This is a genomic window from Actinomycetota bacterium (assembly GCA_019347675.1).
Classification (GTDB): domain Bacteria; phylum Actinomycetota; class Nitriliruptoria; order Nitriliruptorales; family JAHWKO01; genus JAHWKW01.
Window position 1 is genome coordinate 37,444 of record JAHWKW010000015.1, and the last position, 13,554, is coordinate 50,997.

At 71.1% G+C, this 13,554-nt stretch carries 12 protein-coding genes; all 12 read right to left on the reverse strand.

Annotation, left to right across the window (positions count from 1 at the left end; genetic code table 11):
• Positions 1-267: 267 nt before the first annotated feature.
• The 12 genes from aspS to ruvC all read right to left on the reverse strand — a co-directional run bounded on the left by aspS (position 268) and on the right by ruvC (position 13,554).
• A complete protein-coding gene (gene aspS, locus KY462_11340) occupies positions 268-2,304 on the reverse strand; it encodes an aspartate--tRNA ligase (protein ID MBW3578309.1) in 2,037 nt (678 codons plus the stop codon).
• On the reverse strand, positions 2,301-3,635 hold the full coding sequence (gene hisS, locus KY462_11345; GenBank protein ID MBW3578310.1) for a histidine--tRNA ligase: 1,335 nt from the start codon (positions 3,633-3,635) through the stop codon (positions 2,301-2,303). The genes aspS and hisS overlap by 4 nt, the downstream gene beginning before the upstream one ends.
• Before the next feature lie 90 nt (positions 3,636-3,725).
• On the reverse strand, positions 3,726-4,466 hold the full coding sequence (locus KY462_11350) for an MBL fold metallo-hydrolase (protein ID MBW3578311.1): 741 nt from the start codon (positions 4,464-4,466) through the stop codon (positions 3,726-3,728).
• 1 nt (position 4,467) lies between these two features.
• Positions 4,468-6,846 (reverse strand): bifunctional (p)ppGpp synthetase/guanosine-3',5'-bis(diphosphate) 3'-pyrophosphohydrolase, encoded by a 2,379-nt coding sequence (locus KY462_11355; protein ID MBW3578312.1) that lies wholly within the window; start codon positions 6,844-6,846, stop codon positions 4,468-4,470.
• A gap of 51 nt (positions 6,847-6,897) precedes the next feature.
• The gene (locus KY462_11360) at positions 6,898-7,419 is read right to left on the reverse strand and encodes an adenine phosphoribosyltransferase (protein ID MBW3578313.1); all 522 of its coding nucleotides are present in this window, start codon (positions 7,417-7,419) and stop codon (positions 6,898-6,900) included.
• An 18-nt stretch (positions 7,420-7,437) separates the two neighbouring features.
• Entirely contained in the window at positions 7,438-8,502 is a 1,065-nt protein-coding gene (gene secF, locus KY462_11365; protein ID MBW3578314.1) for a protein translocase subunit SecF, read from the reverse strand.
• Entirely contained in the window at positions 8,499-9,986 is a 1,488-nt protein-coding gene (gene secD, locus KY462_11370; protein MBW3578315.1) for a protein translocase subunit SecD, read from the reverse strand. Before secD ends, secF begins: the two co-directional genes overlap by 4 nt.
• A 14-nt stretch (positions 9,987-10,000) precedes the next feature.
• A complete protein-coding gene (locus KY462_11375) occupies positions 10,001-10,666 on the reverse strand; it encodes a phosphohydrolase (protein MBW3578316.1) in 666 nt (221 codons plus the stop codon).
• Between the two features lie 200 nt (positions 10,667-10,866).
• Positions 10,867-11,157 carry a preprotein translocase subunit YajC gene (yajC, locus tag KY462_11380; protein ID MBW3578317.1) on the reverse strand — a complete coding sequence of 97 codons (291 nt, stop codon included), beginning with the start codon at positions 11,155-11,157 and terminating at the stop codon, positions 10,867-10,869.
• Between the two features lie 143 nt (positions 11,158-11,300).
• On the reverse strand, positions 11,301-12,335 hold the full coding sequence (ruvB, locus tag KY462_11385) for a Holliday junction branch migration DNA helicase RuvB (protein MBW3578318.1): 1,035 nt from the start codon (positions 12,333-12,335) through the stop codon (positions 11,301-11,303).
• Entirely contained in the window at positions 12,332-12,943 is a 612-nt protein-coding gene (gene ruvA / locus KY462_11390) for a Holliday junction branch migration protein RuvA (protein MBW3578319.1), read from the reverse strand. Before ruvA ends, ruvB begins: the two co-directional genes overlap by 4 nt.
• Positions 12,940-13,554 (reverse strand): crossover junction endodeoxyribonuclease RuvC, encoded by a 615-nt coding sequence (gene ruvC / locus KY462_11395; GenBank protein MBW3578320.1) that lies wholly within the window; start codon positions 13,552-13,554, stop codon positions 12,940-12,942. The genes ruvA and ruvC overlap by 4 nt, the downstream gene beginning before the upstream one ends.

Here is a 13,554-nt window from a genome sequence, read left to right on the forward strand (position 1 = left end):
CATATCGACCAGGCAGCCACGTCGGTGTCCCACCCCGGTCCCGCGGACGGGAACAACTACCCACATCCACCAGGCACCCACGTCGGTGTCCCACCCCGGTCCCGCCGGCGGGAACAACTACCCACATCCACCAGGCACCCACGTCGGTGTCCCACCCCGGTCCCGCCGGCGGGAACAACTACCCACATCCACCAGGCACCCACGTCGCTGTCCCACCCCGGTCCCGCCGGCGGGAACAACTACCCACATCCACCAGTGTCGAGCGGGTCAGCTGGGCGGACTGACCTGGCGCTTGGGGCGTGGGGCGACCTGCAGGCCGAGCTCGGTCAGCGACACCTGCTCGTAGGGCGCCGGGGCGTCCGTGAGCGGATCCCAGCCGGACTGCGTCTTGGGGAACGCGATCACGTCACGGATGTGGTCGCGACCGGTGAGCAGCATCACCACACGGTCCAGACCGAACGCGATGCCCCCGTGCGGGGGCACGCCGTACGACAGACCACGGAGCAGGAACCCGAACTTCGTCTCGGCCTCCTCGTCAGCGATGCCGAGGAACCGGAACACCCGGCGCTGCAGCTCGGCGTCGTGGATCCGCATCGACCCGCCGCCGAGCTCGTAGCCGTTGAGCACCAGGTCGTACGCCTGGGCGGTGGCGCGCCCCGGATCGTCCTCGAACGCCTCGACCCACTCGGGGGTCGGGGCGGTGAACGGGTGGTGCGTCGGGGTCCACCTGCCGTCCTCGCCCCGTTCGAACAGGGGCGGTCGGACGATCCACAGGAACTCCCACCCGCCTTCGGCCACGACGTGGCGGTCGCGGGCGAGCGCGACCCGCAACGCCCCCATCAGTTCCCGTACCCACGGATCGGGGCCGGCGCCGATGAACACGGCATCACCCGGCTGCGCCCCGGTCTCGCGCTCGAGCCCGGAGATCTCCTCGTCGGACATGAACTTCGCCAGCGGAGAACGCAGCGCCCCGTCGGCCTCGACCACCGCCCAAGCCAGCCCTCCGGCGCCCCGCCGCTTGGCCCATTCGATCCACTCGTCGAACTCCCTCCGCGACAGCTGTCCACCCTCGGAGACGGTCACGGCGACCAGCGCCCCCCCAGCCTCCAGCACGCCGCGGAACACACCGACCTGGGTGGCGGCGAACACGTCGCTCAGGTCGGCCAGCTCCATCTCGAAGCGCAGATCCGGCTTGTCGGTGCCGTACCGGCGCATCGCCTCGGCGTGGTGGATCCGCGGGAACGGAGTGGCGATGTCCTCCCCGGCGACCTCTCGCCAGACCTCGGCGAACAGCTCCTCGCTGAGGGCGATCACGTCCTCCTCGTCACCGAAGGACAGTTCGACATCCAGCTGGGTGAACTCCGGTTGACGGTCGGCGCGCAGATCCTCGTCACGGAAGCAGCGCACGATCTGGTAGTAGCGTTCGATGCCGGCCACCTGCAGCAACTGCTTGAACAGCTGCGGTGACTGCGGCAAGGCGTAGGTATGGCCCGGTTGCAGCCGCGACGGGACCAGGAAGTCGCGAGCACCCTCGGGGGTTGCGCGGGTCAGCATCGGCGTCTCGACCTCGACGAAGCCGTGCCGTTCCATCACCTGCCGGATCGTCGAGTTCGTCTCCGCCCGTCGCCGGAGGATCAGCTGCATCTGGGGCCTGCGCAGATCGACGTAGCGGTGCTTGAGCCGCAGTGTCTCGTCGACCTCGATGTCGTCCTCGACGGGGAACGGCGGGGTCTCCGACGGGGCGAGGACGCCGAGCTCGTCGGCGTGGACCTCGATCTGGCCGGTCACCAGGTCGGGGTTCTCCATGCCAGAGGGGCGACGCCGAACCTGCCCGGTGACCAACAGGACATCCTGTGACCGCACGCGGTGGGCCGCCTGCAGCGACGACCGACCCGCCGTGGCCTCACCGTCCCCGGCCGCCGCCGCAGTATCCCCCGCGGGGGCCTCACCCGCCGCCGACCCATCCACGGGCGCCTCACCGTCCCCGGCCGCCGCCGTGGTATCCCCCGCGGGGGCCTCACCCGCCGCCGATCCATCCACGGGCGCCGCACCGTCCCCGGCCGGTGACGTGGTCCCCCCTGCGGGGACCTCACGCGCCGCCGATCGCTCCTGGTGGGCCGCGCCGCTCTGCGGGTCGACCACCACCTGCACCGTCCCGCTGCGATCGCGTAGATCGATGAACACCACGCCTCCGTGGTCGCGACGGGTGTCGACCCATCCCGCGACCGTGACCTTCTCGCCGTCGTGATCGGCGCGGAGCGTCCCGGCGCCGTGTGTGCGCATCGCGCCGTACGGCGTGATCACCGAGCCACCTCCTGCGCGCGCTGGTCCGCGCCGAGCCGTTCGCTCAGATGGTCGACCAGACCGTCCACCCCGACCGTGACCTGCTCACCGGTGACCAGGTCCTTGACGGAAGCGGTCCCGGCGGCCTGCTCGTCGCTGCCACGCAGCACGCAGTAGCGGATGCCGCGCCGGTCGGCGTAGCGCAGCTGCTTCCCGATCCGACCGGACCCCACGTACAGGTCGGTCGCGAGACCGCCGGCCCGAAGCCGCCCCGCCGTGGCGACCGCGTCCGCGCGGTCGCCAGCACCGAAGACCGTCACCAGCACGTCGGGCGCGTGGCCCGTGGCGTCGCGGCCGTCCAACAGCAGCAGGACCCGTTCCAGGCCGATCGAGCACCCGCAGGCCGGGATCTCGCGGTTGGTGAACATCCCGACCAGCTGGTCGTAGCGACCGCCGGCCGCGATGCTCCCCGGCACGCCGTCAGCCACGAACTCGAAGATCGGGCCGGTGTAGTACGACAGCCCGCGCGCCAGGAGCGGCTGGTGGCGGACCCGTCCCGCGGTCAGGTTGGGCTCGACCAGGGCCAAGACCTCGCCGATCTCGGCGCGCCCCGCCTGGCCACGGTCGGTCGTCGCCGCCTGGGCGGCGAGCCGCTGCGCGGCGTCGGGTTCGCGCAGGTCGGCGGCGAGCCGCTTGACCGCATCGTCGGGGATGCCACGGTCGCGCAGCTCGCGCTCCACCCCATCCGCGCCGACCTTGTCGAGTTTGTCGAGGGCGACCAGGGCGGTGTCCTCCAGTTCGACCGGGATGCCGTACGCCTCGATCAACCCGCGCAGGGCGTGGCGGGAGTTCACCTGCACCTCGAAGCGGTCGAGGCCCAGCGCGGCGAGCGCCTCGGCGACGGTCAGGATCACCTCCGCGTCGGCGAGCCGCGAGTCGCTGCCGACGACGTCGATGTCGCACTGGACGAACTCGCGGTAGCGGCCGCGGCCGGGCCGGTCGGCGCGCCACACCGGCGCGATGTGGTAGCGCTTGTACGGCTCGACGATCTGGTCGGAGTGCTGGGCGACCACCCTGGCCAGCGGAACGGTCAGGTCGTAGCGCAGCGCCAGATCGGCCTCGCCGGTGTCCTCGTGCTCGCCGCGGCGGAGGATCTTGAAGATCAGCTGGTCGCCCTCCTCGCCGTATTTGCCCAGCAGCACGTCGAGCCGCTCGAACGCGGGCGTGTCGAGCGGTTCGAAGCCGTGCCGGGCGAACACGCGACGGACGGTGGCGAAGGCACGTTCGCGCCGGGTGAGCTCCGCGGCGAGGAAATCGCGTGTCCCGGACGGCGGGTTGGTGTCGGTCGACATCGCATGCGACCGTACCGGCTCGGTGTGCCGGCTCCGCCCGTGCAGCGTGTCGTCCGCGAGTCCGGCGACCTTCCGGGACCCGCCGTCCCATCAACGGCCGCTGACGACCTCGGCCAGGAACGGGTTGCTGTCGCGCTCCCGCTCGACGGTCGTGGCGGGCCCGTGACCGGGCAGGACCACGCCGTCGTCCAGCGGGACCACAACGCGCGCCAGCGACTCCATCTGCTCCTCCCACGAGCCGCGCGGGAAATCCGTCCGCCCCACCGACCCGCGGAACAGCAGGTCGCCTGAGACGAGGATCCCCGACCGGGCGACGTCGACCGGCTCGTCGAGGTGGACCTGCGCCCCGCTCAGCCCGGCGGCGAGGAAGGTGACGTGTCCGGGGGTGTGGCCGGGGGTGTGGTTGGCGCGGATCTCGATGCCGGCGAACGTCAGCCGCTGGTCGTCGGACAGGTCCTGTACGCGCTCGGTGGGGGGCTGCCACGGGGCGCCGAGGAACTGCGCGGCGTCGTCGGGTGAGATGTCCATCCCGAACCCGGAGAATGGGTCGTCCCACAGCCAGCGGTCGCCGGGGTGGAGGAACACCGGCACGTCGAGCTCCTCGGCCAGGGCCGGGACGGCCCACAGGTGGTCGAGGTGACCGTGGGTGAGCAGGATCGCCTCGCAGGTCGCGCCGTGCTCGTCGAGCACGCGCGGCACTTCCGTGGCGCCGTTCTCGCCGGGGTCCACGACGAACGCCGCGGCCCGTCCGCGGTCGCCGATCACGTAGCAGTTGGTCTGCCAGCGCCCGAGGCTGACGCCGGTCACGAAGCGGTCGCGCTCGTCGGTCACGTCAGCGCCCCGCCGGGGCGGCCTCGTCGCGGCGCTGCGGGATCAGGCGGTACGCGTCGTACACGCCCTCGACGCGCTTGACGGACCGCAGGATGTACTCCAGGTGGGCGGGGTCGGCGAGCTCGAACGAGAACCGCAGCACCGCGACGCGGTCGCGGCGCGTCGTCACCTGCGCCGACAGGATGTTGATGTGCAGGTCGCCGAGGACCGCGGTGATGTCGCGGAGCAAGTGCTTGCGGTCGATCGCCTCGACCTGGATGGAGACCAGGAAGGTCGAGGCGGCGTGGGCGTTCCACGACACCGACACCAGCCGATCCTGCTGATGTTCGGCCAGATCGGTCAGGTTGGGACAGTCCTGGCGGTGAACCGACACGCCCCGCCCGCGGGTGACGAACCCGGTGATCGCATCGCCCGGGACGGGGGTGCAGCACCGGGCGAGCTTGCTCAGCAGGCCCTCCGCGCCGTGGACTCGGACGCCGTCGCTGGTGGCGACGTCCTGGTGGGCACGGCGCCGCGGCAGCAACACCGGTGGTTCGGCCTTGGGCAGCTCACCGGCGACCCGGCCGGTCAGCTGCTGGGTGACGGTCCCGACCGCCAGGTGGTTCCCGCCGATGGCACGCAGCAGCGCGTCGACGTCCTTGTACGACAGGTCGCTCGCCACCGCGGCGAGGTGCCCGGCGCTGGCGACGCGGTCGTACGACAGGCCCCTCTTGCGCAGCGCCCGGATCAGGGCTTCGCGCCCGCGCTCGATCGCGTCCTCGCGGCGTTCACGGTTGAAGTACGCCCGGATCTTGCTCTTGGCGCGCGGCGAAACCGCGTTCTTGAGCCAGTCGCGTGACGGTCCCGCGTCCTCGGCCTTGGAGGTCAGGACCTCGACGACGTCGCCGTTGGTCAGTTCGTAGTCCAGCGGGACCAACCGCCCGTTGATGCGCGCTCCGATGCAGCGGTGACCGACCTCGGTGTGGACGGCGTAGGCGAAGTCGATCGGGGTGGCACCGGCGGGCAGTTCCTTGACGTCCCCGGCCGGGGTGAACACGAAGACCGCGTCGGCGTACAGGTCGATCCTGAGCGAGTCGAGGTAGTCGGCCGGCTCGCGGACCTCCTGCTGCCACTCGAGCATCTGCTGCAGCCACTGCAGATCGCTGTGCTTGGTGCGGTTGGACTCCTTGTACTTCCAGTGGGCCGCCACTCCGTACTCGGCGGTGCGGTGCATCGCCTTGGTCCGGATCTGGATCTCCAGCGGCCGGCCCTTGTGCCCCACGACGGTCGTGTGCAGCGACTGGTACAGGTTGAACTTGGGCATCGCGACGTAGTCCTTGAAGCGCCCCGGGATCGGCCGCCACGTCGCGTGGATCTGGCCCAGCACCGCGTAGCAGTCGCGGACGTTGTTCACGATCACCCGGATCCCGACCAGGTCGTGGATCTCGTCGAACTCGACGCCGCGGACGACCATCTTCTCGTAGATCGAGTAGAAGTGCTTGGGGCGGCCGGTGACCTCCCCCTTGAGCTTCAGCTCGCGGAGCTTGTCCTTGACCTCACCGATGACCTCCTCGAGGTGGACCTCGCGTTCCGGCTGGCGGTCGGAGACCATCGCGACGATCTCGCCGTAGCGCTTGGGGTGCAGGGTCTGGAAGGCCAGGTCCTCCAGGGTGAGCTTGAACTGCTGGATCCCCAGCCGGTGGGCCAGCGGGGCGTAGATGTCCAGGGTCTCCTGCGCGATGCGCTTCTGCTTGTCGCGCGGGAGGGCGTCGATCGTCTCCATGTTGTGCAGGCGGTCGGCGAGCTTGACCAGCAGCACCCGGATGTCGCTGGCCATCGCCAGGATCATCTTGCGCAGGGTCTCGGCCTGCTGCTGTTCCTTCGAGTCGACGTTGAGCCGGTCGAGCTTGGTGACGCCGTCGACCAGCCGGGCGACCTCGTCACCGAACAGGTCGGTGATCTGGCCCAGTGACGCCGGGGTGTCCTCGACGACGTCGTGCAGGAGCGCCGCGACGATCGTGTCGGTGTCCAGACCGAGGCGGGCGAGCTTCTCCGCGACCGCGACGGGATGGGTGATGTAGGCCTCGCCCGACCAGCGTCGCTGGCCGTCGTGCGCCGCCTCGGCGTACTCGAACGCCCGCGCGACCTCGCGGACGTCGACCTTGGGGCTGGACTCGCGGATCGCGGCCAACAGCGCGGTGATGGCGCTGGGCACCAGCTCGCGGGTCGGGCGCGGGAGGCGAGCCAGGACGCCCTTCACGCCCGACGGGCGTGGCCGCTGGTGCGGCGGGGCGTGGGGCGCGGGAGCATCCGAGGGCGCGGGAGCATCCGAGGGCGCGCCAACGGCGACGTCGCCGGTGTCAGGCGTCGTCTGCTCGGCCTCGGTCTCGCTGGCTGGCACCGCGTTCCTCCTGCTGACAGGGTAACGCCGGTGGCTTGCCGTGCCGACGTGTCAGTACCGCAGGAGGCTGACGTATTCGTACCCGACCAACCGCTCGGCGCCGCCGAGGAACCCCAGCTCGATCATGAACGCCAGGCCCGACACCTTCCCGCCCAGCCCCTCCACCAGCTCGACCGCGGCTCGGGATGTGCCGCCGGTCGCCAGGACGTCGTCGACGATCAGGACGCGGTCGCCGTCGCGGATCGCGTCGGCGTGGACCTCGAGGGTCTCGGTGCCGTACTCGAGCTCGTAGGTGACCGCGTGGGTGGCGGCGGGGAGCTTCCCGGCCTTGCGCAGCGGGACGAAGCCCGCGCCGAAGTGGTAGGCGACCGGCGCGGCGATGATGAACCCCCGCGCCTCGATCCCGACGACCTTGTCGATGTTGCCGCGCCCGAAGCTGACCACGATCGCGTCCACGACCGTGGAGAACGCGACGTGATCGAGGAGGAGCGGGGTGACGTCCTTGAAGGTCACTCCCCGCTGCGGGAAGTCCGGGATGTCGCGGATCAGCGCCCGGAGCGGCTCGGCGTCGATCGTGATCCGGGTCACGGGCTACCGCTGCGAGCGCGGTTTCCGGCCGGGTCCGCGGACGTACCCGCGGGGTTCCAGCGGCTCGTGGCGGTCGGCCGCGGCCGGCTCGGTTTCACCGTCGCCAGACGTGTCGCCGGCGCGCTCCTCGCGGCGTTCGGCGCGTAGGGCCAGCCGCTGCATCTCCGGCTCGTGCTCCTTCCACCGCGCCAGGAACGGCCCGGCGATGAACAGCGACGAGTACGCCCCGGTCGCCAGCCCCACGAACAAGGCGATCGCCAGGTCCTGCAAGGTGGTGGCACCCAGCGCCTGCGCCCCGATGAACAGAAGCGCCCCGACCGGGAGGATCGACGTGATCGTGGTGTTGATCGACCGCTGCAGCACCTCGTTCATGGACGTGTTGACCGACCCCGAGTAGGTGAGGAGTCCCGGGCGGCCCAGCCGGGCGGTGTTCTCCTTGATGCGGTCGAACACGATGGCGGTGTCGTACAGCGAGTACCCGAGGATGGTCAGGAGCGCGATGACGGTCGCGGGACTGACGTTGAACTGGAACAGCGAGTACACGCCGGCGGTGAGGACGATGTCGTGGAACAGGGCCACGAGGGCCGCCACGGACATCTTGAACTCCAGCCGCACCGAGATGTACGCGACGACCACGATCAGGAAGACGACCAACGCCTCCAGCATCTTCCGCGAGATGCGCTCGCCCCAGGTCGGCCCGACGAACGAGACCTCGACGTTGTCGGCCTGGCCGACCTCGCGCAACGCGTCGGCGACGGCGCTTTCGACGTCGCTCCCCGGTTCGATCGCCGCCGTGCGCACGATGGCCCCGCTGACCTGCGCCCCGTCCCGGACGAGCTGAGCGGTGGGGATCGCCGCCCCGGCGCTGACCGCGGCGTCCTCGAGCTGATCCGACGTGACGTCCGCGTCGATGCCGCTGACCGTGAACGACGAACCACCGACGAACTCGATCGAGAGGTTCAGGCCACGGACCGCCAGAGCCAGCACCGACAGGAGCATGATCGCGCCGGAGACGGTGAACCACAGCCGGCTGCGACCGACGAAGTCGAACGACGGCCGTCTCCTCATCGTGAACCTCCCACCAGCTGGGGTTCGGTTGCGGCGCGGACGGTGCTCCGCGAGATCAGCCGTGTCCGACCCAGCAGCTGCACGGCCGGCCGGGTGAACCCCAGCAGGATCACCAGGTCCAGGGCGGTGGCCACACCCAGGGTGAACGCGAAGCCACGCACGGGCCCGACCGCCAGGAAGTACAGGATGATCGCCGCAGCGATCGTCACGGTGTTCCCGGTCAGGTTGGTGCGGAAGGCCGGGCGGAAGGCGCGCACCACCGAGGTGCGCACGGTCTTGCCGGTGTCGAGCTCGTCGCGGAGCCGCTCGAAGTACAGGATCGACGAGTCCGCCGCGATCCCGATCGACACGATCACGCCGGCGATCCCCGCCAAGGTGAGCGTGAACCCGATCTCACCGAGCAGGGTGATCAGCCCCACGAGGATCACCCCGAAGACCATCAGCCCGGTCAACGCCACCGCGCCGAGCCAGCGGTAGAACGACGTGATGAACACGGCGACCAGCGCCAGCCCGATCAGCCCGGCGATGATCCCCGCGCGGAGCGACTGTGCACCGAGCGTGGGTGACACGTTCGACGCGGTCGATGGCTCCAGCGTGATCGGCAGGGCGCCGGTGCGCAGCACCAGGGCCAGGTCGCGGGCGTCCTGCTCACCTCCGCCGACGGTGATGATCGCTGCCCCGCCGGTGATGCCCACCCCACACTGGACGCCGGGGTTCATCCCGGGGTCGCTGCGCACCACGTCGTCGAGGACGATCGCCAGCCGGCCGGCATCGGGACCCACCTGGTCACGCTGGCAGGCGAGCTCGCCGGTGATGTCGGCGAACTTCCGTGCCCCGTCGCTGGTGAGGTCGAGCTGGACGATCCAGGTGTTGGTGAACGCCCCCTGCCCGGTCTGCTCGACCGTGGCGAGCGCGTCGGCGACCCCCTCACCGGTCAGCGCGGCCGGGCCGAGCCGGTACTTCAGCGGCGGCTGGGTGGCCTCGTTGGCGGCCGTCTCCGGGTCGTCGGGGGGAGACTCACCGCAGACCACCACCTCCGCGTCGTCGGGGACCGGCCCGTCGGGGCGGGGGTCGATCGCGGTGCAGTCGGGGCCCTCCGCCTCGTACTGCGGCGTCCCGGGCGCGAACAGCTCCTGGACCGGGCGGAAGGTGAGCTTGGCGGTCTTGCCGATGATCTCCAGAGCCCGTTCGCGGTCCTCGATGCCCGGCAGCTGCACCAGGATGTCCGAGCCCTGGCGCGCGATCTCCGGCTCCGCCACCCCCAGGCTGTCCACCCGGCTGCGGATGATCTCGATCGTCTGGTCCAGGACGTCGTCGGGAACCTCGGCCCCTTCCACCGCGATCGGCGTCAGGATGACGCTGATCCCGCCACGCAGATCCAGCCCCAGCCGGGGACGGGCCCCGAAGGCGAGGAGCCAGACCAGGATGGCGGTCACCACCACGGCGGTGGCGATCAACGACCCGATCAATCCTCTGGTGTTCACGGTCGGGCTCTCCGTCAGGCGAGGGGGGTGCCGTTGGCCGCGATCCGGAACTCGCAGCCGAGCGTCCGTGCGGCACGGCGGCACATGATCATGCGGTCGAGGAAGATCTCGAAGTACTCCAGCAAGCCGCTGATGGACTCGTCCAGATCCAGCTCCAGCGTGATGGTGGCAGCCTCAGCGTCGACGCGGACGAAGGAGCGGGTCACCGCGTAGTTGACCCGGTCGTGGATGTCCGCGGCGGTGTCCGCCTTCGCACGGACGCGGCTGCGGTGCACGTCGGACTTGTCGGCGAGGATCACGGCGGCCGCGACCGGTCCCACACTCATCCCGTACTGCTCTTCGTGGTTGCCGACCGCGGACATCACGATCCCGATGCGGTAGGGGTCCACACCGATGCGGTGCAGCGCGTCGTGGGCGATCCACGCCGACGTCAGGCCGTGGTTGAGCCGACTGGCGACGTTGCCCACATCGTGGAGGTACCCGGCGAGCGCGGCCAGCTCGCACAGCGCCTCGTCACCCCCCAGGTACTTCAGCACGTTGTAGGCGATGCGGCCGACGAGGCTGGCGTGGCGGAAACCGTGCTCGGTGAACCCCTGCACCGCCATGAACTGATCGGCCAGCTTCATGAACGCGGTGACGGTGGGATCCTGCTCGATCTTCTCCAGCAGCGGCACGCTCACGCCGGTGCGCCGCTCCGCTTCCTCGCCGATCTCCTCGGCCTCGCGGACGGTGTCGTGGGCGTCGACGCCGCGGAGAAGGGCCAGCTCGGGGGACTGGCGGAGCATCGTCGCGGGGTCGGGAGGGGTGGCGGGAGCCGGCACCTCACGCGGGTGCGGGTGCTCGGGGGTCGCTTCGGAGGTTCGGACCTCGGCCGCTTCGCTCACGCCTTCGAGCTCTCCTCGACCTGCTCGCCGTACGTGACCTTGCGGGCGACCGCCTGACGCTGGAAGCGCAGCACCGTGTCGTCGGTCACCTCCAGGTCGACGTAGTCGTCGGCCACGCTCTGCACGCGGCCGTGCATGCCGCCGATCGTGACGACGTCGTCGCCCTTCTGCAGGGACGCGATCAGGTCGCGGTGCTGGCGCTGTCGTTTCTGTTGGGGACGGATCAACAGGAAGTACAGCACCGCCAGGAACAGCAGCGGGATCAGAAGTCCGCTGAAGGCATCCATCGGAGGGAACCTCGCCGGTCGTCACGACGACGCCCGCCGACTCGGCGGGCGTGGACCGCCACTGTACCAGCGGTCATCAACGCCCCCACGTGCGGGCGGGGCCGCACGATGCGGTGACTGCGGTGGTCGTCGGTGTGGTCGGTCTACGCGAACAGGGTCGGGTCGACACCGTCGGGGCGGGGCGCGGGGACGCCGAGGTGACCGTGGGCGGCCGGCGTGGCGACGCGACCGCGGGGCGTGCGCTGGATGAGGCCCTGCTGGATCAGGAACGGCTCCACCACGTCCTCGATCGTGTCGGGCTCCTCCCCGACCGCGGTCGCCAGGGTGGTCAGGCCCACGGGGCCACCGCCGAAGCGGCGCACGACCGCTTCGAGGATGCGCAGATCCAGGCGGTCCAGGCCGACCTCGTCGACCTCGAACACGGCCAGTGCGGCTCGGGCGACGTCGGCGTCGATACGGCCGTCGGCCTCCACCTGGGCGTAGTCACGCACCCGGCGCAGGAGCCGGTTGGCGATGCGGGGCGTGCCGCGCGACCGGCGGGCGATCTCGCCGGCGCCACCGTCGTCGAGCGCCACCGACAGCAACCGTGCGGACCGGGTCACGATCCGCTGCAGTTCCGCCGCTGCGTAGAACTCGAGGTGGGCGGCGAACCCGAACCGGTCGCGCAGCGGTGAGGTCATGAGCCCGGTCCGCGTGGTGGCCCCCACCAACGTGAAGCGGGGCAGGTCCAGGCGGATCGACCGTGCTGCGGGACCCTTCCCGACCACGATGTCGATCTGGAAGTCCTCCATCGCCGGGTACAGGACCTCCTCGACCTGCCGGGGCATGCGGTGGATCTCGTCGACGAAGAGCACGTCACCGGGTTCGAGGTTGGTCAGGATGGCGGCGACGTCACCGGGGCGTTCCAGTGCCGGGCCGGAGGTCGCGCGCAGTTGCGCGTCGAGCTCCGCGGCGATGATGCCCGCCAGCGACGTCTTCCCGAGACCCGGAGGCCCGCTCAGCAGGACGTGGTCGGCGGGTTGGCCCCGGCCCCGCGCCCCACGGATGACCAGCTCCAGCTGGCGCTTGATGCGGTCCTGGCCGACGAACTCGTCCAGCCGCCGTGGCCGCAGCGACGCCTCGTCGCGGTCCTCCTCCGGTAGGCCCGCCAGGTCCAGCACCTCACTGCGCTCGGTCACTGGCCCGCCCCGGCAAGAGACCGCAGAGCCGCCCGCAGAAGCTCGCCGACGTCGCCGTCGTCGAGCAGCGGCTCGACCGCTCGCTGCGCTTCCGCCGCGCTGTAGCCGAGCTCCAGGAGGGCCAGGCGGACCTCGCCCAGGGCAGTCGCCCCAGCCGCGGCGACGGTCACGACGTCCGCCTGTCCGCCGGGGCCGAGCTTGTCGCGCAGCTCGAGCACCAGCCGCTGGGCGCTCTTGCGACCGATGCCGGGCACGACCATGAGCGCATCGACGTCGCCGCCGCCCACGGCCCGTCGCAGTGCGTCGGGCGCGAGCGTGGACAGCGCCGCCAACGCCAGCTTGGGCCCGACCCCCGACGCCGTCAGCAGCGCCTCGAACAGGTCTCTCGCCTCCGCGGTGGGGAACCCGTACAGGGTCATGGAGTCCTCACGGACCTGGAGCGACGTGTGCAGCTCGACGTCACCGCCGGGTCCCGGGAGCCGGCCGGCGAGCCCGGCGGGGACCACCACCAGGTAGCCGACCCCGCCCACGTCCACCACGACCTGGGCCGCGTCACCCGATGGGGAGCTGCCGCGAGCGGAGACGCTGCCCCTCAGCTGTGCGATCATCGCTCACCTCGCGTCCCGCCCACCGCACGGACGTGCGGCCGGTCGAGGACGGCCTCCCAGTCCTTGGGACCGTCAGCCTCGGCCGCCGCTTCGGCGCTGCGCAGCCGGCCAGAGGCGTTCGCCTCGTCGGCATCACCGACCTGCCGGGCACGTGCCAGGTGGCACAGGGCGACCGCCAGAGCGTCGGACACATCCGCGGGCGTGGGACGCTGCGGGAGCCTCAGCTGGGCCGCCACCATCCGGGCCACCGCCTGCTTGTCGGCGGTGCCGTGACCAGCCACCGTCAACTTGACGTCGGTTGGGGTGTAGCTGGCCACCGGCAAGCCCGCCTGAGCCGCCGCCAGCAGCGCCACTCCGGCCGCCTGTCCGACGCCCATGGCGGTGCGGGCGTTGGCGGAGAACAGCACCCGCTCGCACGCCACGACGTCGGGTCCGTGACGGTCGATCGCGTCGGCGACCGCGACGTGCAGTGCAGCCAGGCGTCGCTCGATCGGCAGGTCCGCGGCGGTCCGGACGACGTCCATCGCGATCGCCGAGGGCGCCGCCGGTGGTCCGTCGACGACGCCCAGGCCACACCGGGTCAGCCCCGGGTCGACCCCCAGGACGCGCAG

Excerpts from the sequence above, each read along its gene's own strand:
- hisS (MBW3578310.1), bottom strand. The coding sequence starts at position 3,635 with ATGTCGACCGACACCAACCCGCCGTCCGGGACACGCGATTTCCTCGCC.
- secF (MBW3578314.1), bottom strand. The coding sequence starts at position 8,502 with ATGAGGAGACGGCCGTCGTTCGACTTCGTCGGTCGCAGCCGGCTGTGG.
- yajC (MBW3578317.1), bottom strand. The coding sequence starts at position 11,157 with ATGGATGCCTTCAGCGGACTTCTGATCCCGCTGCTGTTCCTGGCGGTG.
- ruvA (MBW3578319.1), bottom strand. The coding sequence starts at position 12,943 with ATGATCGCACAGCTGAGGGGCAGCGTCTCCGCTCGCGGCAGCTCCCCA.